This window comes from Clostridium sp. (assembly GCF_016650035.1).
Taxonomy (GTDB): domain Bacteria; phylum Bacillota; class Clostridia; order Clostridiales; family Clostridiaceae; genus Clostridium_AD.
Window position 1 is genome coordinate 23,284 of sequence record NZ_JAENWM010000013.1, and the last position, 24,824, is coordinate 48,107.

Annotated in this window: 19 protein-coding genes and 1 pseudogene; 19 read left to right on the plus strand and 1 reads right to left on the minus strand. The window is 30.2% G+C overall.

The window, feature by feature from the left end; genetic code table 11:
• Nucleotides 1-25 precede the first annotated feature (25 nt).
• The 11 genes and pseudogenes from cmk (at nucleotide 26) to JJD95_RS04940 (ending at nucleotide 14,088) form a co-directional block, all read left to right on the plus strand.
• Complete coding sequence (gene cmk, locus JJD95_RS04890; RefSeq protein ID WP_291640937.1) at nucleotides 26-688, plus strand: (d)CMP kinase; 663 nt, start codon at nucleotides 26-28, stop codon at nucleotides 686-688.
• A 40-nt stretch (nucleotides 689-728) separates the two neighbouring features.
• Nucleotides 729-1,571, plus strand: a pseudogene (locus tag JJD95_RS04895) (4-hydroxy-3-methylbut-2-enyl diphosphate reductase); the annotation flags it as partial.
• A 171-nt stretch (nucleotides 1,572-1,742) separates the two neighbouring features.
• Nucleotides 1,743-2,798 (plus strand): CotS family spore coat protein, encoded by a 1,056-nt coding sequence (locus JJD95_RS04900; RefSeq protein ID WP_291640939.1) that lies wholly within the window; start codon nucleotides 1,743-1,745, stop codon nucleotides 2,796-2,798.
• A gap of 121 nt (nucleotides 2,799-2,919) precedes the next feature.
• A complete protein-coding gene (locus JJD95_RS04905) occupies nucleotides 2,920-3,789 on the plus strand; it encodes a GNAT family N-acetyltransferase (protein ID WP_291640941.1) in 870 nt (289 codons plus the stop codon).
• A gap of 389 nt (nucleotides 3,790-4,178) precedes the next feature.
• A complete protein-coding gene (locus JJD95_RS04910) occupies nucleotides 4,179-5,495 on the plus strand; it encodes an aminotransferase class I/II-fold pyridoxal phosphate-dependent enzyme (RefSeq protein WP_291640943.1) in 1,317 nt (438 codons plus the stop codon).
• Between the two features lie 218 nt (nucleotides 5,496-5,713).
• Nucleotides 5,714-7,039, plus strand: a complete 1,326-nt coding sequence (miaB, locus tag JJD95_RS04915; protein ID WP_291640945.1) for a tRNA (N6-isopentenyl adenosine(37)-C2)-methylthiotransferase MiaB — start codon at nucleotides 5,714-5,716, stop codon at nucleotides 7,037-7,039.
• A 39-nt stretch (nucleotides 7,040-7,078) separates the two neighbouring features.
• Nucleotides 7,079-9,724, plus strand: coding sequence for a DNA mismatch repair protein MutS (gene mutS, locus JJD95_RS04920; RefSeq protein WP_291640947.1), 2,646 nt, complete (start codon nucleotides 7,079-7,081; stop codon nucleotides 9,722-9,724).
• A 24-nt stretch (nucleotides 9,725-9,748) separates the two neighbouring features.
• Complete coding sequence (gene mutL, locus JJD95_RS04925) at nucleotides 9,749-11,626, plus strand: DNA mismatch repair endonuclease MutL (protein ID WP_291640949.1); 1,878 nt, start codon at nucleotides 9,749-9,751, stop codon at nucleotides 11,624-11,626.
• Between the two features lie 14 nt (nucleotides 11,627-11,640).
• The gene (gene miaA / locus JJD95_RS04930) at nucleotides 11,641-12,579 is read left to right on the plus strand and encodes a tRNA (adenosine(37)-N6)-dimethylallyltransferase MiaA (RefSeq protein ID WP_291640951.1); all 939 of its coding nucleotides are present in this window, start codon (nucleotides 11,641-11,643) and stop codon (nucleotides 12,577-12,579) included.
• An 80-nt stretch (nucleotides 12,580-12,659) separates the two neighbouring features.
• Nucleotides 12,660-12,923 carry an RNA chaperone Hfq gene (gene hfq / locus JJD95_RS04935; protein WP_291640953.1) on the plus strand — a complete coding sequence of 88 codons (264 nt, stop codon included), beginning with the start codon at nucleotides 12,660-12,662 and terminating at the stop codon, nucleotides 12,921-12,923.
• A gap of 268 nt (nucleotides 12,924-13,191) precedes the next feature.
• Nucleotides 13,192-14,088, plus strand: a complete 897-nt coding sequence (locus JJD95_RS04940; protein WP_291640956.1) for a phosphate butyryltransferase — start codon at nucleotides 13,192-13,194, stop codon at nucleotides 14,086-14,088.
• A gap of 85 nt (nucleotides 14,089-14,173) precedes the next feature.
• Here the strand turns inward: JJD95_RS04940 and JJD95_RS04945 are convergent, their stop codons facing one another.
• Complete coding sequence (locus tag JJD95_RS04945) at nucleotides 14,174-15,664, minus strand: aminotransferase class I/II-fold pyridoxal phosphate-dependent enzyme (protein ID WP_291640958.1); 1,491 nt, start codon at nucleotides 15,662-15,664, stop codon at nucleotides 14,174-14,176.
• Between the two features lie 314 nt (nucleotides 15,665-15,978).
• On the opposite strand from JJD95_RS04945, the gene JJD95_RS04950 reads away from it, so the two are divergent.
• From JJD95_RS04950 to JJD95_RS04985, 8 genes are all read left to right on the plus strand, one after another.
• Nucleotides 15,979-17,712 carry a phospho-sugar mutase gene (locus JJD95_RS04950; RefSeq protein WP_291640960.1) on the plus strand — a complete coding sequence of 578 codons (1,734 nt, stop codon included), beginning with the start codon at nucleotides 15,979-15,981 and terminating at the stop codon, nucleotides 17,710-17,712.
• A 124-nt stretch (nucleotides 17,713-17,836) separates the two neighbouring features.
• Nucleotides 17,837-18,907, plus strand: a complete 1,071-nt coding sequence (locus tag JJD95_RS04955; protein WP_291640962.1) for a capsular biosynthesis protein — start codon at nucleotides 17,837-17,839, stop codon at nucleotides 18,905-18,907.
• Nucleotides 18,908-18,971: 64 nt separating this feature from the next.
• Nucleotides 18,972-19,742, plus strand: a complete 771-nt coding sequence (locus JJD95_RS04960; protein ID WP_291640964.1) for a CpsB/CapC family capsule biosynthesis tyrosine phosphatase — start codon at nucleotides 18,972-18,974, stop codon at nucleotides 19,740-19,742.
• A gap of 171 nt (nucleotides 19,743-19,913) precedes the next feature.
• Complete coding sequence (galU, locus tag JJD95_RS04965) at nucleotides 19,914-20,825, plus strand: UTP--glucose-1-phosphate uridylyltransferase GalU (RefSeq protein ID WP_291640966.1); 912 nt, start codon at nucleotides 19,914-19,916, stop codon at nucleotides 20,823-20,825.
• A 130-nt stretch (nucleotides 20,826-20,955) separates the two neighbouring features.
• Entirely contained in the window at nucleotides 20,956-22,197 is a 1,242-nt protein-coding gene (locus tag JJD95_RS04970) for an O-antigen ligase (protein WP_291640968.1), read from the plus strand.
• Between the two features lie 45 nt (nucleotides 22,198-22,242).
• Nucleotides 22,243-22,968, plus strand: coding sequence for a WecB/TagA/CpsF family glycosyltransferase (locus JJD95_RS04975; protein WP_291640970.1), 726 nt, complete (start codon nucleotides 22,243-22,245; stop codon nucleotides 22,966-22,968).
• A 46-nt stretch (nucleotides 22,969-23,014) separates the two neighbouring features.
• Complete coding sequence (locus JJD95_RS04980; RefSeq protein ID WP_291640971.1) at nucleotides 23,015-24,139, plus strand: glycosyltransferase family 4 protein; 1,125 nt, start codon at nucleotides 23,015-23,017, stop codon at nucleotides 24,137-24,139.
• Between the two features lie 119 nt (nucleotides 24,140-24,258).
• Entirely contained in the window at nucleotides 24,259-24,807 is a 549-nt protein-coding gene (locus JJD95_RS04985) for a nitroreductase family protein (RefSeq protein WP_291640973.1), read from the plus strand.
• The last annotated feature ends 17 nt before the right edge of the window (nucleotides 24,808-24,824 follow it).

Genomic DNA, 24,824 nt, shown 5'->3' on the forward strand with positions numbered 1-24,824 from the left:
TTATACAAAGAAAGGATGAAGAATAATGGAATTTTCTGTTGCCATCGATGGCCCTGCAGGTGCAGGCAAGAGTACGATAGCTAAAATAATAGGCGAAAGATTTAACCTTATGTATATTAATACAGGAGCAATGTATAGAGCGGTTACGCTTAAGGCTATGAATGCAAATATCACAGAAAATAATGTGGATGATCTAGTTAAAATGGTAGAATCATTAGAAATGCATTTTGAAAAGGAGCGTTTATTTGTGGGTAATGAAGATCTGACAGACATGATAAATATGCCTGTTATAAGTAATAATGTTTCTAGATATGCAGCTGTTCCTGAAATCAGACAAATTCTTGTGAAGTTACAACAAAATATAGCTAAAAAATTCGATGTAATTATGGATGGAAGAGATATTGGGACAGTAGTACTTAAGGATGCTACATTCAAATTTTACTTAACTGCTAGCTGTGAAGAAAGAGCAAAAAGAAGATATGATGAATTAATGTTTAAGAATATAGAAGTTCATTATCATGTTATTTTAGAGGAAATTATAAAAAGGGATTATAATGATACTCATAGAGAGGTTAGCCCACTTACAAAAGCCAAGGATGCTATAGAAATTGATTCTTCTGAATTAGACATAAATGGAGTAGTTGAAAAAATAGTGGATTATATTAATTCAAAGATTAAAAAAAATTAGCTTAGCAACTTTTAAGAGCCTTATATAAGGAGATGTCAGAATGAAAAAAATAATGCTTGCAGATTCAGCTGGTTTTTGTTTTGGAGTTAAAAGAGCTGTAGATAAGGCTTTAAATGTTAAAGAAAAGTACAATTGCAAAATCTATACACTGGGGCCACTTATTCATAATAATGATGTTGTAAATTATTTAAAAGAAAAGTCGATTTTCCCAATAGAAATCCATAATATATCTAGCTTAAAAGAAAATGATATTATAATTATTAGGTCACATGGAGTGTCTGAAGAAACATTAAACATCCTAAAGGAAAATAAACTTAATATAATAGATGCAACTTGTCCTTACGTAGAAAGTATTCATAAGAAGGTAAAAAAATACTACGATTTAGGATATAGTATAATTATAGTAGGAGATGAAAATCATCCTGAAGTCATTGGAATTAATGGATGGTGTAATAATTCAGCCGTAATTGTCAAAAGTGGAGGAGAGGTCCACAATATATCTAATAAAGTATGCGTGGTATCTCAGACAACTGAAAGGCAAGCTACTTGGGAGGACGTATTAACTGTGATTATAAAGTGTAGCAAGGAAATAGTTGCATTCAATACTATTTGCAGTGCAACAGAAGTGCGTCAAAAGTCAGCTGAAGAGCTTTCGCAGAAAGTTGATGCCATGCTTGTTATTGGTGGATTTAATAGTTCGAATACTACGAAACTTTATGAAATATGTAAGAAAAATTGTAAAAATACAGTACACGTAGAAAATTTATTAGGTATTCCAGATGAATTCATAAAAGATAAAAACATTAAAAGCATAGGGGTTACAGCAGGTGCTTCAACGCCAGACTTTATTATTAAAGAAGCAATTTTAAAAATGAATGATAATACATTTTAATGTAATTGTTAGAATCACATAGAAACGTGCATGCATAAAATTAATTATGCGTGCACGTTTTTTTATATTTAAGAGTTATTAGCTTTTTTTACGAATTATTGAATACTAAATAAAATTAGTTAATATAATTTAATAGCACTATTATGGGGAGTGAAGAAAAATATGGGTAAGAAAAGATCACTGGAGCACATTAAAACTATTACTGATAAAGAAACGAAAATATTAACTACTGTAATGTACAAGTATAATTTCCAGTTAATAAGTGCTGAAAAAGTTAAAAATGCATATAAAATTGTAACAGACAAGGGTGATTTTTGTTTAAAGAGAAATAAGCATGGAAGAGACAAGGCTAAAAATGGATGTGTGTTAACAGAGGAGCTACGTTTAAATAACTTTTTCAACACAGTTAAATATTTTAGAACAAAAGATGGAGCTTTTTATGTAAGTTATAAAAAGAATATATTTTATTTAACACAGTGGTTAGGGGGGGCCGAATGTGATTTGGGAAATATAGATGAAGTTATAAATTGTACAAAGACTTTAGCAAAATTTCATAAGGCCTCAACCGAAATTGATCATGATGAAGTTCATATAAGGAATAATGCAATGAACTTACCAAGAACTTTTACTAGGGATATAAATGATATTGAAAAATTCAAAAGGATAATTGTGGGTAAAAGGGTGAAAAATGAATTCGATATACTTTTCCTGGAAAATACTGAGAACTTTTATGATAGGGGTATGTGTGCCCTTAACATGCTAATGAAATCAGAATATTATAAAGTAGCAAAAGCCGCAAAAGATAAGCAGATAATATGTTACAATAACATATATTATAAGAACATAATTAAAGTTGATGGAGAGTATTTCATAACAGATATGGACAGTATTATAATAGATTTAGAAATAAGTGATTTAGGTAAACTTATTAGGAAATTAATGTTCAAAAAAGCTTATGGCTGGGACTTTAATGTTGCTAAAGTTTTAATTGAAGCATATAATTCCATAAATAGGATAAGTAAAGAAGATTTAGAAATAATGCTTGCTTTAATAATCTTTCCACAGAAATTTTTGGAGTTAGGAGAGAAAAGATTTACTAAACGAAAAAAATGGTCAGAGACTAAATATTTGCATAAACTTAACAAAATAATAAGATTTGCTGAAACAGAGGATTTGTTTTTACGTGACTATTTAATTTATTTAGAAGAATATATTTAAATCATAATAAATTTATTGTAAAGCTATTGTAAAAGTATTGTTATAAATTTATAATTGTTAATAGATTTGAATTTTAAAATAAAGATTTGTTCAAAAATAAAAAATAATGGAGTAAAGCTGAATGGATAAGTCAATAAATCTAACTTTAAAAAACATTAATATTTTTAGGGAAATAAATAAGTTTAATAGTAACTTTAGTTTGTCAAACAAAGATTTTTTTCAGGAATATGATAATAGTAACGTTATTCAAAAATTATTTTTAAGGAAAAATGTAAATTTGCTAATAGAAGAAAATAAATATATAGGATATATATGGTTCGAGAGACATAATAAAAACTATAGTTCAATTAATTCAATAAATGTAATAGGGGATAATAATTTAAATTATTACAAAACGTTAATTAAACCACTTGAGAATAATAGTTTAATAACTTACGAATCTGAAGATAATGAGATTAATATGGAAATACTAAGTAGACTAGGATTTAAAAAGGATAAGGGCTTTGTAGAACTGGAAAAAAAGTGTACAGAGCAATATAATATCGTAGAGTCTAATAATATTAAATTTTCCATAGTAGTAAAGGATAAAGATGAAAAATCGCGTTGTTTATTACAAAATGAAATATTCAAAAATAATGATAGGATTCCAATAAATATAGAAGATATTTATTATGATGAAGCACAGGAGTATTATTTTGACAAAGGGGCAATATTTATTGAACTTAACAATGTACCCATTGGATATGGTCAAATTATAATTGAAGACAATATGGCTATATTGGTAAATTTCGGAATTGTAGAAAAATTTAGAAAAGAGGGATATGGGAAGTTATTTTTAAGTTATTTGATTAATTTAGCTATTGATAATGACTTTTCTAGTATTTCACTAAAGGTAGATTCTAATAATGAGAGTGCTCTTAAGTTATATCACTCTCAAGGATTCAATACTAAAAGAACATTGTATACTTGGCAAAAGACTAAAATATTATAATATAAAAGGAGATAGATGGTAATTCATCCATCTCCTTTTATATTTATATATCTAATTATGATAACTTAGGGCATCTTAACAAGATATCAGTTATTCCCATTCTAGTTCAAATAACTGAAATCTCATGAAATACCACATATATCGATTATTTATAACAAATTTTTATTAAAGTTGCATAAAAAAAAGTGAAATGAACATGAATTGATGTTAAAATGATATTATATATGCTTCAATTTTAAAATTACATTTCTATTCTAGAGAAAGACTTGTTTCGAAAGTAAAGTGAGTGTAGAAATATTATTGAAACATATGTATGTAAAAAAACATACAAGATATATAAAGGAATATATCTTGTAAATTAAAATTTTTTTTGATAAGGAGTTTTAACAATGAGTAAACCAATTCTATCAGCTCACTTCCAATCAAGGACACCTTCAGGAGTTCGATTGGCACAAATGAAATATGAGGAGCGTAAAGTTAAACCTGAAGCTGTAATTAATGTAGGCATCGGCAATGTTTCACTTCCAACAAATCCTGCTATGCAGAAAAGGATGTTTGCACTTGGTGCACCTGAAAGTCCCTTTGCAAATGGTGTTGTAAGATATTCAACTACTGCTGGTACAAAAGAGTGTCAAGATGCATTTAAAAACATCTTTAAGTGCGAAGGTTTCGATACAAGCAAAATGTTCGTTCAAATAACTGATGGCGGATCTAGTGCTATGGAATTGCTGTTAATCGGTGTTTGTGGAGCTGCGGGTACTAGTGACAAGCCTCTTATGATGATCGATCCGGCATATACCAATTATATTTCTTTTGCACAAAGAATCGGACGTAAAATGGTTACAGTAACGCGTAACTTAGACGAAAACGGCAAGTTCAGCCTTCCAGAAATTAATAAACTCGAAGAAGAGATTAAAATAAATAATCCTGGAGCACTTCTTGTCATACCTTATGACAATCCTACAGGACAGTTCTACGATTACAAAACGCTTAAAGAATTAGCTAAATTGTGCGTGAAATACAACATGTGGATGATCAGCGATGAAGCTTATCGTGAACTCTTCTATGAAGAAGGTAGCGAACTTGTGAGCATCTGGGGAATCACTGACGCAGATGTACCTGGTATAGAAGGCAGAAGAATAAGTATAGAGACTGCATCAAAGGTATGGAATGCTTGCGGTTTAAGAATTGGTGCTTTGATTACGGACAATGCGCAGTTCAACAACCGTTCTATAGCTGAATATACTGCAAACCTTTGCGCTAATGTAATTGGCCAGTATATATTCGGCGCATTAGCGCATGAAAGCAAGGAACAAATTGACGGGTGGTGCAAGAATATTCGAGAATACTACAAAGAATTAATATTCAATGTATATAATGGTCTGAGGGAGCAGGAGCCAGGTTTAATTGTTTCCAGTCCTGACGCATCCATATACTTAATAATTGATGTTAGAAATGTAGTAAAACCTGGATTTAATGGAACAGACTTTGTTTTGTACTGTGCACAGGAAGGATCTGTTAACATAGGCGGGGTTGAAACAACCCTTCTGGCAGCACCGATGAAGGGATTCTATAATATTAATGAAGGTGAGAAAAATCCTGGAAACACACAATTTAGAATTTCATTCGTAGAAACTCCTGAAAATATGGCAAAGGTTCCTGAATTATTTGTTGAACTTTTAAGAAAGTTTGAAGCAAAAAGATAGGAAAGAGAACATACAGTCCAATTTTGAATCATGACCGCCGGCTAGCCGGCGGTTTGCTTTTGTGTTGTCATTTGTAACACTACTCCCCTAATTTTATTTTCACATCCCTAAATAAAATGATTAAATATATTCGATTAGTAAAAATAACTTTAAAAAAAGTTGCACATTATATATAATAGAAGGCAGTAATATTTTTTTTATGAAGGAGAAATGTACTAATGAATGAAATGCTTAAATATTATACAAAAACATGGGGTTGTCAAATGAATGAAGAGGACTCTGAAAAACTATCCGGTATGCTAAAACCTATGGGATATAAAAAAGCCGTTGCTAAGGAAGAGGCTGACATAATTATATTCAATACTTGTTGTGTTAGAGAGAATGCAGAGCAAAAGGTTGATGGGAATATAGGGGCATTAAAGACTATGAAACAGCAAAATCCGAACCTCATAATAGCGGTGACTGGATGCATGATGCAACAAGAGGGTATGGCTAAACATATAATAACTAAATTTCCATTCGTAGATATTATCATTGGAACACATAATGCATATAAATTTCCAGAATACCTAAAAAGAATACAAGGTGGGGAACCTGCTATTGTTGAAATTTGGGATAAAGAAGAAAATATCATAGAAGGAATCCCAATAGATAGACAAAGTAAGATAAAAGGCTTTGTTACTATTATGTATGGTTGCAATAATTTTTGCACTTATTGTATAGTACCTTATGTAAGAGGAAGAGAGAGAAGTAGAAAACCGGAAGATATTATAAATGAAATAAAAGATATGGTTAAGCAAGGTTACAAAGAAATAACTGTGCTTGGTCAAAATGTTAACTCTTACGGCACGGGACTGGAACCTGAAATAAATTTTGCAGAACTTCTTAGAAGAATTAACAAAATTGAGAATTTAGATAGAGTAAGATTTATGACATCTCATCCAAAGGATTTGTCTCAAGAGGTAATAGAAGTTATTTCTAAAGCGGACAAAATCTGTGAACAAGTTCATTTGCCAGCACAATCTGGTTCAAGTATTCTTCTGAAAAAAATGAATAGACATTATGATAGGCAACAATATTTGAATCTTGTTAAAAACATTAAAAGTGCAATGCCAAATGTAGGATTAAGTACAGATATTATAGTTGGTTTTCCAGGAGAAACAGATGATGATTTTGAAGAGACCTTAAGTTTGATGGAAGAGGTAAAATTTGATTCAGCATATATGTATCTTTATTCTAAAAGAAAAGGAACACCAGCAGATGAAATGCTAGACCAAATACCAGATAACGTTAAGCATGCAAGATTTAATAGATTAATGGAAGTTGTTAATAGAACTTCTGCAGAAAAAAACACACAATATGAAGGTAAAATAGTAGAAGTGCTTGTTGAAGGCTATAGCAAAAATGATGAAAGTAAATTAACTGGAAGAACTAGAACTGGAAAATTAGTGAACTTTGAAGGTAATTATAGAACCATTGGAGGTTTGGTATCAGTTCAAATAACGAAGGCACATTCTTTTTCACTTATTGGTGAAGAAATATAAAAGCTATCTATTTTTAATCAAGACAAGGAGGCAATACAAGTGGCATTAACTCCAATGATGGTACAATATTTTGAAATAAAAGATACATGTAAGGATTGCATTTTGTTTTTTAGATTAGGTGATTTTTATGAAATGTTCTTTACAGATGCAGAGCTTGCAGCAAAAGAATTAGAGCTTGTGCTTACAGGCCGTGATTGTGGACTAGAAAAAAGAGCACCTATGTGTGGAATTCCATATCATGCTGCAAATACATATATAGGAAGATTAATTGATAAAGGATTTAAGGTGGCTATATGTGAGCAAGTGGAAGATCCGACACTAGCAAAGGGAATAGTTAAAAGAGCTATTATTAAAATAGTTACCCCAGGAACTTACACTGATTCTAATTTTTTAGAAGAGAGTAAAAACAATTATATTATGAGTATTTATGTTGACAAAAAGACTAATTTTTGTGGTCTTTGTTTTTGTGATGTATCAACTGGTGAATTCAGTTGTACTGATACTAAATTCAGTCTTGTTACCATATTAGATGAAATTTCAAAGTTCAACCCAAAAGAAATTATAGTATCAGAAGATGTTACAGAGGAGATACTTTTATCATTAAAAGAAAAATTTAATGTGTCCTATTCATCTTTCCCAAATAATTATTTTATTACAGAGGACTATACACTAATAAAAAATCAATTTCATGATTTTTGTGAGGATACACTATCTGAAACGTTACTTATTAGTATTTCAGGACTCTTAACGTATATTATAGATACACAAAAGAACTCACTGTCTCACATAGACACTATAGAGTATTATGACATTTTAGATTATGTGTGTTTAGATGAAAATTCTAGGAGAAACTTAGAGCTAACGGAAACTTTAAGAGATAAAACAAAAAAAGGATCACTGCTTTGGGTATTAGATAGAACCAATACTGCTATGGGAGCAAGAAGGCTTCGCAAATGGTTAGATCAACCACTAATAAATAAGAAGTCCATAGAAGAAAGATTAGAGGCTGTAGAGGAACTTAAAGATAATGTTTCCTTTCACGAAGATCTAAAAGATGTGCTAGTGGATATTTATGATGTAGAAAGACTTGTAGGGAAAATATCATCCAAAAATGTTAATGCGAAGGAAATGATATCTCTTAAAAATTCTATAGAGAAAATACCAAAGGTTAAATCCATTTTAGCTCTATTAAATAGCAAACTTATGAAAAAAATATATAGTGGTTTAGACGATTTGCAAGATATATATGATATCTTAGATAAGTCAATTATTGAAAGTCCAGCTATTTCAATAAAAGACGGAAATATAATTAAAGACGGCTTTAATAGAGAAATAGATGAACTAAGACTTGCTAAGACGAGCGGTAAGCAGTGGATTGCTACCTTAGAAAATGATGAGAAAATAGCAACTGGAATTAAATCCTTAAAAATAGGATATAACAGAGTATTTGGTTATTATATTGAAATTACAAAATCAAATATTGCAGCAATTCCTGAGGGACGCTATATAAGAAAACAAACACTGTCTAATGCGGAGCGTTATATTACTCCTGAACTAAAGGACATGGAAGAAAAGATTTTAGGTGCACAAGAAAAATTAGTTCAAATTGAATACAATATATTTACTGGTATACGAGAAGACGTTGAAAAGCACATAGAAAGAATGAAAGCTACTGCAAAGCAAATATCAGAAATAGATTGTTTAAGCTCTTTAAGTACTATCGCTCTTGAAAATAATTATATTAAGCCTAAAATAAATACAAAAGGCAAATTTAATATTAAAGGGGGGAGACATCCTGTAGTTGAGAAAATGATGCCTACAAATACTTTCATTGAAAATGACACATACATGGATACTGTAGATAATCAATTATTATTAATAACAGGACCTAATATGGCGGGTAAATCCACCTATATGCGTCAAGTTGCACTAATAACTATTATGGCTCAAATAGGAAGTTTTGTTCCAAGTGCTTCTGCAGATATATCTATATGTGATAAGATATTTACAAGAATAGGTGCGTCAGATGATCTTGCTGCTGGCAAAAGTACCTTTATGGTAGAGATGTGGGAAGTGTCCAATATATTAGAGAATGCAACAAATAAAAGTCTAGTTTTACTTGATGAGGTAGGCAGAGGTACTAGTACATACGATGGACTAAGTATTGCTTGGTCTGTAATTGAGTATATTTGTAAGAATTCTAATTTAAGGAGTAAAACCTTATTTGCTACCCATTATCATGAGTTAACAAAACTTGAGGGTATAATTAAAGGTGTTAAAAACTATTCTGTAGACGTTAAGAAAATTGATAATGAAATAGTATTCCTAAGAAAAATTGTACCTGGTGGAGCAGATAAATCCTATGGAATAGAAGTTGCAAAGCTGGCAGGACTACCAAAGGATGTAATAAACAGGGCAAATGAAATATTAGAGGAACTAGAGACTTTTAATAATACCACTGAACTTGACTTATTGAGCGAGAAGTCGGTTAATTATACAAAGGCTGAAGTGGCTATAACAAGTGAGAATAGAGTGGCGGAAGATGAAGTAACTCAAATTAGTTTTACAGACATAGAAGTGAATAATATGCTAAAGGAAATCAAAAATATAGATGTACTTAATTTAACCCCTATGGACGGGTTTAACAAGCTATATGAGTTAGTTAAAAAAGCAAAGCTTCTATAAAAATGGCAAAGGATGTGACTTGTCGTGAGAATTAATATATTAGAAGTTGAAACTTCCAATAAAATTGCTGCAGGCGAGGTAGTAGAAAGGCCTTCTTCAGTTGTAAAGGAATTAGTAGAAAACAGCATAGATGCTGGTTCTAAAAATATTATAATAGAGATTTCTGAAGGTGGTCAAAAAAGCATTAAGGTAATTGATGACGGTGATGGAATACATTTAGATGATATAGAAAAAGCTTTTATGCCTCATGCTACGAGTAAAATAAAAAATGTTGAAGATATTTATAAAATACACACATTAGGATTTAGAGGAGAAGCGCTTCCTAGTATTGCTTCAGTATCTAAAACTACGCTTAGCAGTAGAACAAGTGAATCCTCCTTTGGTAAAGAGATATCCCAATCCTCAGGGGATATACTCTATGTTAAAGATATAGGATGTAATGTTGGTACAACAATAGAAGTTGTGGATCTTTTTTTTAATGTGCCTGCAAGACAAAAATTTTTAAAAACTCCTCAAAGAGAGGCTGCACTAATATCAGATATTATAAGTAGACTAGCACTGGCTAATAATGAAATTTCTTTTAAATTATTAAATAATGATAAAAAGGTTTTGGCAACCTATAGCTCTACAAATAAATGCGATACTATTAGATATATTTATGGTAAAGAGGTTGTAGATAACATTACAAGTTTTGAGAATTACAACGATATAATGTCTGTTCATGGATTTATTGGTAATGCAGAAATAAGTAGAGGAAGCAGAAACAGGCAAAGTATTTTTGTTAATAAAAGATATATTAAAAGTGCTCTAATTACTGCAGCAGTTGAAAATGCATTTAAATCATTTTTAACTGTTCACAAATTCCCTTTCTTTGTTATATTTCTAGACATTTTTCCTGAGTATATAGATATAAATGTTCATCCACAAAAGACTGAAATTAAATTTCAGCAAGATAAATTAGTATTCAAGCTAGTTTTTGATGCAGTACATACTGCAATTGCTGATAGTTTAAGAGGCAATTTTAATATACCAGAAGAGAATAATGAAAATGATAGGGCAGAAGAAACTAGAGAAAAAACACTAAGAAGTGAAATTTATGGTTTTAACAGAATGGTTATAGATGAAAAAGATAAAGAAGAACTAGAAAAGAGAGTTCAAATACCCATAGATTTTAATTATAAAGAAGTTGAAAATGAAAGAGATGGTTACAATGAAACTACTAATATATTACCAAATGACAATGTAACTGAAAATGTTAAAGAAAGTTATGATATTAATTATGATAAAGTTACATCATTAAATGAAATATCCAAGATTTCAAAGTTTCCAGAGCTTAGGCTTATAGGTCAATTTAATAAAACATATATCATAGGTGAGGCCTATAATGAGCTTTATTTAATTGACCAACATGCAGCACATGAAAAAGTGATATTCGAGAAATATAAAAGAGATATTATAAACGCAGAGGTATTATCCCAGATCTTACTTATACCACTAGTAATAGAGCTTAAACATGAGGACTATGCATACTATATTGAAAATGAGGCGGTTTTCAAAAATACGGGGTTTGATATTATAGAATTTGGTGAAAATACAATAAGTATAAGGGAAGTTCCTATAATACTTGGTAAACCAGACATTAAATATCTCTTTAATGACATATTAGATAATTTAAAAAATATGGGTACAGGTGGAACTGCAGAAATTAAATATAATAAGATAGCATCCATTGCCTGTAAAGCTGCTGTAAAAGCAAATAATCAGTTATCTGAACCCGAAATGAATAAATTGATTAGTGATTTAAGATATATTGAGGAGCCTTTTACTTGCCCTCATGGTAGACCTACAATAATAAAGATGACACTTAATGAATTAGAAAAAAGATTTAAAAGAATACAATAGAAAAAGGTGAAAATATGAAAGACCTATTTATTTTAGCAGGCCCCACAGCCGTAGGCAAAACAGAAATTTCTATTAAACTTGCGCAGAGGCTAAATGGAGAAATTATATCAGCTGATTCAATGCAAATATACAAGGGCATGGATGTTGGCTCAGCTAAGATTACAAAAGAGGAGATGCAGGGAGTCCCCCATCATCTAGTAGATATAATATATCCAAGTGTTGACTTTAGTGTGGCAGAATTTAAAGAAAGAGCTGAAAGTGCTATTGAAAACATATCAAGTAAAAACAAGCTCCCAATGTTAGTTGGAGGAACTGGATTCTACATAAATTCACTAATATATAATTATAGTTTTGCGGACACCAATAAGGATGAAGAGTACAGAGAGTATCTTACGAAACTTGCAGAAACTAAAGGTAATGAATATGTACATAGCTTACTTAAAGGCATTGACACTCATTCTTACAACAAACTATACCCTAATGATTTAAAAAGAGTTATTAGAGCTTTAGAGGTATATAAAGTAAGTGGTAAACCCATGAGTGAATTTTCTGCAGAGCAAGACACCTTAGATATTCCTTATAACGTACATTATTTTGTGTTAAATATGGAACGACAAAAATTATATAATAGAATAAATCTTCGCGTAGATATAATGATGAATAATAATTTGATCCATGAAGTGATAAAATTAAAAGAAATGGGCTATAATTCTGATATGCAATCAATGAAGGGCATAGGATATAAGGAGATATTATACTATTTAAACAATAAAATATCATTAGTTGAAGCTATAGAAATGATTAAAAAAGGTAGCAGAAATTATGCTAAAAGGCAACTTACTTGGTTTAGAAAAGACCCAAGGGTAAATCGGATTAATAAAGATGATTTTAAAGATGATGATGAAATTGTAGAATATATTGTAGACCTGCTATCTTCTATGAAAAAATTATAAATTACAGTATTTTCATATATTAAAAGGATTTTAAAGATATTTATAGAATATTCTAATAATAGGTCTTATGGAGGTGCATTATGAATAAATCTACTAACAATTTACAAGATATAATTTTGAATGGTGCAAGGAAAAATAAAATACCAATTATTTTATATTTGACAAATGGTTTTCAGTTAAAGGGTAATGTAACAGGATTTGATAGCTTCACAGTAGTATTAAACTGCGATGGAAAACAAATGATGATATACAAGCATGCTATATCTACCATAACACCATTAAAATCAATAATATTTAATGAGATTTCAGAAGAGGGTCCTTCACTTTTACAATCAGGAGTTTAAGCACCACCTACGTGGAGTGTTGTTGGAATTTAACAAGTTGAAAATATAGGTTCGATAATTTAAAAAGACACCAAAAACTTTGTAATAAGGTTTTTGGTGTTTTTTGTAGTGTATTGATTGAAAGCTAGGAATGATGAAAGGAAGCTGGAGTAATCACTATAGTCGCTTTAGCAGGTTGAATTGACAAAAAAAATTCATGTATTATACTGAAATCAGAAGATTAAAAAAATATGAACTTAATATATGATAATAGAAAGGGAGTTAGATTATGGTTAAAAGACTTGATGAATTAATAGAACTTGCCACTAAAAAAGATAAAAAAACATTAGCAGTAGCAGTAGCACAAGATAGTGTTGTTTTAAAGGCGGTAGTAGAAGCAGTTAAACTACAAATTATTGATGCAATATTAGTTGGTGATGAGAAGAAAATAGTAGAAATTGCACTTGATGAAAATTTATCTCTTCAAAACATTAGGATCATAAATGAGGAAAACATACTAGCGGCAGCAGCAAAGGCAGTAGAACTGGTATCTAATGGAGAGGCTCATTTCATTATGAAAGGGATGCTTGGTACTTCTGATTTGTTAAAGGCAGTTCTCAGTAAAGAAGCTGGATTAAGGGGCAAAGGACTCCTATCACACGTAATGATTTACGATGTACCTACTTACCATAAATTATTATTTTTAACTGATGGAGGAATGGTTACGTACCCTGAACTTAAAGAAAAAATTGAGATAATTAATAATGCAGTAGTAGTAGCACATGCACTGCAAATAAATGTTCCGAAGGTTGCTCCAATTTGTGCTGTGGAAGTTGTAAGTATTTCAATGCAAGCAACGGTAGACGCTGCAGTACTAACACAAATGAATAAAAGAGGACAAATAAAGGGATGTATAATAGACGGACCACTTGGACTAGATAATGCTATTTCAAAGGAGGCTGCTGAGCATAAAGGGATTATAAGTGATGTAGCTGGTGATAGTGATATATTGCTTGTACCAAATATAGAGGCTGGAAATTTTTTAGGGAAATCGCTTACGTACTTTGCCAAAGCCTGCAGTGCGGGGATTATAGTAGGAGCAAAATGTCCGGTAGTATTGGTTTCTAGGGCTGATAGTGCAAAATCAAAATTATATTCTATAGCTCTTGGAGCGGTAGTAGTTTAAAAATTATTAAATTTTATAATGATTATAGAGTAAACTTAAATAGAAGTAAAAAGAACTCCTAATTTCTTAGGAGTTCTTTTTACTTCTATTCAACAGTTATATAAATTGCGTCTTCTTCCCTAACAACTTTTATATATTCAACTTCAGGGTCTTCAGTTCCTTGAACATATAATCCAGTTGCTTTTAATTTTTCAACATAATCTATAATTTCTTGAGTTATTCTCTCACCTGGGCAAAGTATTGGAATACCAGGTGGATATGCCATTAAGAATTCTCCGCTAATCATACCAACACTCTTTTTAATTTCTACAGCAGTATTTATACTGTTGAAAGCTTCACGAGGAATTTGAACTTGTTCTGGAATACTAGGTATATCAATAAAATCAGCTTTTTTCATACCTTTGCCATAGTAATCATTACTTATTTCTCTTAAAGCCTTAAGTAATTGCTCCATACCCTCTTCTGTATCTCCATAAGAACCTACTGCTAATATGTTATAAAGATCAGATAACTCCATTTGTATATGATATTTGTTTGAAAGAATCATATCTAAGTCATAACCTGTTATACCTAAATCTCTACAAGTTATTGTGATTTTAGTTGGATCAAAAGCGTAAGCACCAAAACCATCTAAAACCTCTTCGCCAAAACAATAAAACCCGGGGATTTTATTTACTTCACTTCTCACATAATTAGATAAATCAATAGTTCTTTCTAAAAGCTCTGTGCCTTTTAATGCAATTTGTCGTCTTGCGCAATCTAGTGATGCCATTAATATGTAGGAAGGTGACGTTGTGTGCATTAGGTTTATTAGTTGCTTAACTCTAGCAGGGTTAATACGCCTTGAATTAACATGTAGCATAGACCCTTGAGTTAATGCACCTATAATTTTATGAGTGCTTTGACAACAGATATCTGCACCTGCTTCCATTGCAGACATTGGTAGTCTATCATTAAAATTAAGGTGAGGTCCATGAGCTTCATCAACTATAAAAGGAATATCGTATTCATGGACAAGATCTGCAATTTTCTTAATATCAGTAGAAACCCCGTAATATGTAGGGTTAATTATAAGTACAGCTTTTGCATCGGGATTTTCCTTTAAGGATGCTTCAACTACTTCGGGGGATACTCCATGAGCAACACCGATTTTTTTATCTAATTCAGGTTGCATATAAACTGGGGTAGCACCGGATAATATAATACCACCGGTTATTGATTTATGAACATTTCTTGGTACAATAATTTTATCGCCAGTACCAACTACAGACATAATCATAGCTTGAATAGCACCAGAAGTTCCATGAACTGAGAAAAATGATGCATCAGCACCATAAGCATCTGCTGCTAATTCTTGTGCTTTTTTGATAGCGCCAGTTGGGTGATGAAAACTATCAACAAGTTTGAAAACTGTAACATCAATTTTAAAAGGGTTTTCTCCCATAAAATTTCTAAATTGTTCATCAGCGCCTATTCCTTTTTTATGCCCTGGTACGTGAAGAGGCAAGGTTTCTCTATCTACATATTCCATTAAAACATCAAATAACGGAGTCTCATTTTGATTTAATCTATACAATTTATACACCCCTTTCAAAAGAATTTATATTGTGGTATTTTTTAAAAAAAATTATGCGGTACGCAAGTATATTCTTTTTAGATGTCTTATTATTAAATAAGTTACTTAGATTATATTCATTCAACCAATTAATAATTATAGAGTATAAGATATACAATTGCAATAATAATTTGAAATTTGCAATTGTATATTGATAAATTTGGAAACTATAATGGAATACAAACAAAAATGTCTTTTATTTGTATTGGGTTGATAGTATAATATGATAGACTAAAGGTAGATTAAAGACAATCGCAAGGGGGATATGCATATTTATGTCATATAAAGAGAAATATAAAAGTTGGATTAATTCTAATTCAATAAATTTGGAATTAAAGCGCGAACTTATGCAGTTAACAGATGAAAAAGAAATTGAAGATAGATTTTATAAGGATTTAGAGTTTGGTACAGGTGGACTAAGAGGTGTGATTGGTGCTGGAACAAACAGAATGAATATACATACTATAGGTAAAGCTACGCAAGGGTTAGCAGACTATTTAAATTCTAAATATAAGGAAGCTATCTCAGTTAGTATAGCATATGATTCAAGAAATATGTCGAAGGAATTTGCAGAGGCTACTGCAGAAACTCTTTGCGGCAATGGGATTACTGTTAATTTGTTCGAAGAATTAGCACCAACCCCAGTTTTGTCTTATGCTGTTCGTGAGCTAAAGAGTAAAGCAGGTATTGTTATTACTGCATCACATAATCCCAAGCAGTATAATGGATATAAGGTCTATAGTGAAGATGGTGGACAGGTTACTGATGAAGCTGCAAAAGAAATTATTACCTGTGCAGGGAACATACTGGATTTTTCTAAAGTGAAAACTATGGAGCTTTCTAAAGCAAAAAAAGATGGAATGCTAAAAATCATTGGAGAAAACATTTATTTATCATATATGGACAAGACTAAAAGGTTAACTTTGAGAAAAGAGTTAGTTCAGGAAAAGGCCAAGGATTTAAAAATAATTTATACGCCTATTCATGGTTCTGGAAATATACCTGTGAGAAGAGTATTACGTGAACTAGGATATGACAATGTATTTGTTGTAAAGGAACAGGAAAAGCCAGATGGAAACTTTCCAACAGCTCCATACCCTAATCCAGAAGACCCAAAGGTGTTTGCGTTGGCACTTGAAATGGCAAAAAATATTAACCCAGACATTATTTTTGGTACAGACCCAGACTGTGATAGGATTGGAGTAGTAGTCAAAGACAAAGAAGGAGAGTATAAGGTTCTTACAGGAAACCAGACAGGTGTTTTGTTGTGTAATTATATCTTGAGTTCATTAAATGAGACGAGGGGACTTTCTAAAAATGCTGTAGTAATTAAAACCATTGTCACTACAGATATGGTAGAAGGTATTGCAAAAAAATATAATGTTGAAGTGTTAGATGTACTTACTGGATTTAAATATATTGGAGAAAAAATCAAGGAATTTGAACAGGATGGTAAAAAAGAATTTGTATTTGGTTTTGAAGAAAGCTTTGGTTATTTAGCAGGAAATTTTGTAAGGGATAAAGATGCAGTTATAGCAGCAATGCTAATTTGCGAAATGACACTTTATTATAAAAATAAAGGAATGAGTCTTTATGATGCATTAATGAATGTTTATAAAGAACATGGTTATTATAAAGAATCTCTAGTTTCCATAGAACTTAAAGGAAAAGATGGTGCTGAAAAAATAGCTAATATATTAGAAGGTTTAAGGTGTTCACTTAAAGGACTAATAGGAAATAAAAAAATTATTAAAAAAATGGATTATAAAATTGGACTAGAAGAGGATTTAATAAATAATAAGAAAAAATCAATGGAACTACCAAAATCAAATGTACTAAAGTTTGTTTTAGAGGATGGTTCTTGGTTTGTGGTTAGACCTTCTGGAACTGAACCAAAAATGAAAATTTATTTATCGGTTAGAGGTAATTCACTTGAAGATGCATCTCAAAAAAAAATTGAGTTAAAAGAAAATGTTATGTTAATAATGGATGCAGCATGCATAAATTAAAAATAGTATTAAATTATAATCTTTAGGACTAAAACTTTGTATGGTTTACAAATTATATTTAGTATACTATGATTAATAGTAGACTAAATATATATACATTTAAGATTAGTAGGAAGGGGTAAGCATGGATATTAAAACATATTTTTCAGAGAAATTATCAGAACTTCTTTTTTTAGAAATTAAAAGAAATAGCAAAATTAATGATTATGTAATTTTGGAGGACATATATTTTCCTGTGCGAACTAATGAAGTAATTCAAAAGGTTAAGCAAAAGGAAGACTTTGATAATATACCAGTTAATTTATTTATTGAAGGAATGTTCTATGTTTTAGGAGCAGATGAATACTTTAGATATAATGAGGAATATAAAAAAATTATAAATACTACATCAAACTCAATAGGGTTTATTAAGGGTGTTATCTTTAAAGAAATTAAAAATGAAAATTATGAAGAAGCCTATATTATATTAAAAGGACTATTAGCTATTGAAGATAATAAAGAGAATTATGACAAAATATTTCTTGTAGTAGATAAATTAAGATCTACTAATATTATGTTCAAGGATGAACAACTAGGGCTTGTAGAAAAAGCTAAAAAAATAACCGATTATAGTACCCCTTATTTATATGAAGCTTTAGTTCGTAATGATGAGAGTAAATATGACTTAGCATTAATAGCTTTAAATAATTATTTTACAAATGGCGGCGAACAATCAGTAGAAATTATGCAACTTAAAAACACTTTGGAAACTATAACAAATTATGAAAGGGCAAAAGAATTGGTTCCAAGTAATCCTACAGAAGCACTCCGAATTTTGATCCCGTTAATGGATCAATTAGGAGATAAACCAGATATATATTACCACAGCGCTATAGCTTATCGGCTACTTCAAAATTATGAAAAGGCTATATATTATTTAAACGAAGCGGAGGCAATTGATACAGATTTAATTGAGGTAGTAAATGAATTTGGTATTAATTATGCTCTTCTTGAAAACCACGAGATGGCTATTAAGTACTTTAGAAAAGCATTCCAGGTTACAAAATCTATAGAGATATGTACAAACCTTGTTATGTGTTATATAAACACTAAAAATTTTGATGATGCAAGGTTGCATTTAGACATAGCTAGAAAAATAGATCCAGAGGATGAAATAGTACTTAAGTTAGAAAATATATTGACGGAGCATAAATAATGTAGCTTATAGAATACTTTGCTGTTATGAAAATGAAGAATAAAAGTTTAGAAGGTGTAAGTTTATGATAGATTTTCACAGCCATATAATTAATGGAATTGATGATGGCGCAAAAACCTTGGACATGTCTCTTCAGATGTTAAGAAATGCAGAGAGTGAAGGTGTAGAATATATTTGTGCTACTCCTCATTTTATAACTGAAGAATTTGAAATTAGCAGTGAAAAATATACTGAAAAACTAGATGAGTTAATTTTAGCATCAAGAGAAAAAAAATTTAGTATAAAAATTTTATCTGGCCTAGAAATTTATATGCACCCAAGTTTACCAAAACTCTATAAAGAAAAAAAAATTTGGGGAATTAATGGTTCTGAGTATTTATTAATTGAACTTCCTATGGGGCAATTTCCTATGTATACTGAAGATATATTTTATGAATTAATGTTACTTGGAGCTAAACCTATTTTAGCTCATCCAGAGAGAAATCATAAAATTATGCAAAATCATGATTTGGCTATTAATTTGATAAAACAAGGTGTGCTTATGCAAACAAATGTTGGAAGTTTATTAGGCGATTATGGTAAAGAAATTAAAAAGACAGCGCAAGACTTTGTAAAAGGGAATATGATACATATTTTGGGTAGTGATGGACATAATATTACAAGCAGAAAGACAACACTAAAGGATGGTTACGAAATAATAAAGAAAAGTAATGAAGCTTTGCATCACTGGATTTTGCAAAATGAAACTAATATTATTAATAATATTGCATTGATTGATTTTTTAGAATTAAACCTTAAAAAAGGGAAATTTTCATTTTTCAATATTTTTAAATAAGTTTAATGACATTTCAGAAGGAAAGTCTTCAACTTCTATAAGTGGGAGTTACATGCTATAATAAATAAAAAACTTCAGTGGAAGTCTAAATCTCCTTCTGAAGTCGTTAATATTGCAGCATCGCAGATGATGATTTAATCTAGAATTATGCTATTTGAGGGGAGAATAAATATGAGAGTTAAAAAAGCTATAATACCAGCAGCAGGACTTGGTACAAGATTTTTACCGGCTACAAAGTCTCAACCTAAAGAGATGTTACCAATTGTGGATAAACCAACAATACAGTATATTATAGAAGAAGCGGTTGCATCTGGAATTGAGGAAATATTAATTATCACAGGAAGAAATAAAAGAGCAATAGAAGACCATTTTGATAAGTCCATTGAACTTGAATTACAATTAGAGCAAACTGGTAAAGACGAAGTCTTAAAAATGGTTAGAGATATATCTAATATGGCAAATATCTATTACATAAGGCAGAAAGAACCTAAAGGACTTGGCCATGCTATAAACTGTGCTAAAACTTTTGTTGGCAATGAACCTTTTGCTGTAATGTTGGGTGACGACGTAGTAGATAGTGAAGTGCCTTGCCTAAAACAACTTATGAATTGTTATGAAGAACATAAAACTTCAGTTTTAGGAGTTCAAAAGGTACCATTAAACCAGGTTTCTAAATACGGTATAGTAGATGGAACACTTATAGCGGATAGAGTTTATAAAGTTAATGATGTTATCGAAAAGCCCAAGGAGAGTGAAGCACCATCGAATATAGCTATTTTAGGGAGATATATCATAACACCTAGGATATTCAATATTTTAGCAAATACAAAGCCTGGTAAGGGTGGAGAAATACAACTTACGGATGCTTTAAAGACTTTAATATCAGAAGAAGATATGTACGCTTATAATTTTGAGGGTAGAAGATATGATGCAGGAGATAAAGAAGGCTTTTTAGAAGCAACTGTGGAATATGCACTTAAAAGGGATGACCTAAAGGAAACTTTTATGAAGTATCTTTTAACTATTAAGGATAATGATAAGTTTAAAGAAATTTATAACAAATGCAATAAAAATCAAGATTAGAATTGCTATGATAGATAAAGATGCTTAACAATTATTAATTGTTGAGCATCTTTAAATTATACAAATATCAAGATTTAGGATATAATAATATATGCTGAGATATAGAAGAAAAAATATTGGAGGTGTGTGTGTGAATTTTTATCGGAGGATATTATTTTTAGTAACATGTGTTTATATTACTTTATTGCCTTTAGTTCCACAATCAATAAAATTAAAAGGAATACCATATACTGATTTAATTTTAGCATTAGTTATTCTTGCATATTTAATTAATTTAGTAATGTCTAAAAAAGTCAGAGAAAATTTTGTTGTGGGTATTATTGATTTCTTCACAGAAAAAATGAGTATATTTATGGTGATATTACTTGCTATAATGTTTGCATCTGCTATTTATGCATTCAATAAAAAATTAGCATTAACTGAAAGTGTAAGATTTGCAACTTATATATTTATGTATTTTATTATAAAATATGAACTTAATAATAAGAAGCAAATAAACATTTTGCTTAAATGTTATATAGTAACTTCTTTTGTTTTGTGCTCTGTAGGAATTATGCAATATTTTACAGGGTTTGCATTGGAGGGACAGTTTTTAGTAATCTATGAAACTGGTAAAAACGTAAAGATAGCTGCTACACTATATAACCCTAATTCTTATGGTGCTTATTTAATATTAATAATATTTCCTGTAATTATGTTAGGTTTTTATGAAAAAAATAAATATAGGAAAATAATATATATATTACTTTCAGCATTAATACTTACTAATTTACTTATGACATATTCCAGAAATGCATTATTAGGCTTTGTACTCGGATTATTAGTACTTACGGTAATTTATAGCTATAAATTGATTTTTGCCCTTGGCGGCTTTGGTGTTTTAATTTGCTTTATTCCTTCTGTTTTTCAAAGAATTAAAAGTATTACTAATATGTCTGGAAACGTAATAAGAATTAAGCTTTGGAAAACAGCTTTAATGATGATAAAGGAACATCCGATTTTAGGTGTTGGTAATGGAAATTACGTTGCGAGATATAATGAATATATATTTAAGTATAAGGATCTTAGGTATTTTTCATATCGAAATTTTCCTACCCATAATTCATATTTAAAAGTACAAAGTGAACTCGGCATAATTGGAATAGGTTCTTTCTTAGGAGTAGTGATAACGGCACTTTTTAGAATTAGAAAATTTTATAGAACAACGGAAGATAAGTTTCATAAACCATTTTATATGGGCGTAATGGCCAGTATGGTTGCTTTTCTATTTATGAATTTATCAGATAATTTATTTTTTGTTCCTAAAGCAACAACTTATTTTTGGTTTTTATTAGCTACTGCAGAAGCATTATTAAACCATCAGAATGTTTGATTTTATAGGAATAGCTGCATAAAGTAGTTTACGTGGAGGGGTTTTATGACGACAAAAATTTTTCAGTATCAAATTTTCGATAATAATATGGAAGAATTACTTAAAACTATAGGTGATTTTGAAAAAGTACATATTGTCTCAGGAAATCCAGAAGTGCTTCTGAATGGACTTCAAAATAATGTATTGTTAGATAATTTAACTAGTAAAAATTCAATCATCATTCCAGACGGAATCAGTACAGTAATATGTTCAAAAATTGTAGGTAAGCCGGTGCAAGAAAAGATAGCTGGTGTAGAACTCATGGAACGTATAGTAAAAAAGTGTGAAAAAGAAAACCAAGGAATATATTTGTTAGGAGCTACAAAAGAAACTGTGGATATGTGTAATATTAATTTACGAACTAAATATCGAAAATTAGATATTTTAGGTAGCCATGATGGATATTTCGAAATTGATAATTGTGAAGAAATATTAAAGGAAATAGAAAATGTTAACCCAAAAGTGCTATTTGTTGCAATGGGATGTCCTAGACAAGAAATATTTATAGCTAAATATATGGACAGACTTCCTTGTAGTGTATTTATGGGGGTTGGAGGTAGTTTTGATATTATAGCTGGTAATCTTAAACGTGCACCAAAATGGATGATAAATATAGGGATGGAATGGTTATATAGAGTTGCTAAAGAACCATTTAGAATTAAAAGACTATCATCTATACCTAAATTTATTTTAATGGTTATAAAGGACAAATATTTTTCGAGTTCACATTAAGGCGGCATTTTAATGAATAAGATGATAAAAAAGAAGGTGTTTAGGTATGAGATATTTTATGCAGTATCTTAAAACTTCAAATGTTAACTTAATTAAAGATATGGGTATGATACCATATTTGCTTCATAAGAAATATGGATACGATTCAACCGTGGTCACTTATAAAAATGGGGAGTATAAATATTTACAAGATGAAGTAAAAGGATTAAAATTAAAATTTGTTAAAAAAATATTTAATAGTTATTCTCTAGATGGAGCATTACACTTATTAAAACATGGCAAAAATATGGATGTAATGCAGGTTTTTCATGTAACCTTAAGTTCTGTAGTTTATGTTTATAGTTATAAATTCAAGAATAAAGCAGGAAAAGTGTATTTAAAGTTAGATTGCAGCCATAAGTTGCTGGAGAGAATTAAAGAACTGAATAAAATCCAATTATATTTTTTAAATAAATTTTTTAATAAGGTAGATTTAATTAGTATAGAGCAAGAAGAATTATATTATAGACTAAAAAAAATACTTGGAAAACATGAGAGCAAAATAATTAATATTCCTAATGGCATAGATTTTGAAGTACTTAAAAGCAAAGGATTGTGCTATGACTTTTCTAAAAAAGAAAATGTTATATTAAATGTAGCTAGAATAGGTACTGAGGAAAAAAATACGCCTATGCTTCTTGAGGCTTTTGCAAATATTAAGAATATAGAAAATCTTGGTTGGAAATTAAAGTTAGTTGGAACAGTAGAAGAGGAATTCAAACCCTATATCGAGCAATATTTTAAAAGATATCCAAAATTAATTGATAATGTGATTTTTTTAGGAGAAATGTCGGATAGAAATGAAATTTTTCATGAGTATTGTAAAGCAAAGATTTTTTCTTTAACATCTAAATTTGAGAGTTTTGGAATTGTCTTTATTGAAGCAGCAGCAATGGGGAATGTTATTGTATCAACAGATGTAGGTATAGCTAAAGAACTTATAAGTGATGAGAATGGTAAGCTAGTAAATCCAGGGGATGTTGATGAATTAACTAAGGGATTTGAAAAGTATATTAATGAAAATAATTTGCAAAAATATGCGGATGAAACTTATAATATATGCAAACGAAGATTTGATTGGAATATTATAATAGAAATGCTTAATGATAATATTATAAAAATCATGAAATAGGATAAGGTACATGAAAAAATATAGTAACAGATGATTTTATTTTACCACAATATATATTTAAAATAGCTACATTATTTATGTAATAAATAGACATACTATAATTAAAGGAGTGTGATTATATGGATTTTTATGATGTAGTCAAAACAAGAAAAAGTATTAAAAAATTTAAAAATACCCCCGTAGATACAAATAAATTAGATAGAATGGTTACTGCAGCTATGATGTCCCCTTCATGGAAAAATAATACTTCTTACAAATTTATTCTAGTCAATGATAAAACAAAATTAGAGCAAATATCTAAAGCAATAAACAACAAGGATAATTCAGCAGCACAGTCAATACTAGAAGCACCAATGACTGCTATTGTAGTGGCAGATCCAGAATCTTCTGGAGAAGTAGAAAACAAAGATTACTATTTAGTGGATAGTGCCATAGCTATGGAACATTTTATTTTATCAGCTACCAATGAGGGCTATGGAACATGTTGGATTGCTGCACTTGATGAAGATATTATTAAAAACACATTGTCCATTCCACAAAATTATAAAATAGTTGCATTAACTCCTATTGGAGAAATTTCTGAGAGCAAAGAACATAATGAAAAAAAAGATGTAAGAGATTTTGTGTTTTCGAATGCTTGGAATAATGCTTATACTGAAAAAAAATAACAAAATTGCTATAGATA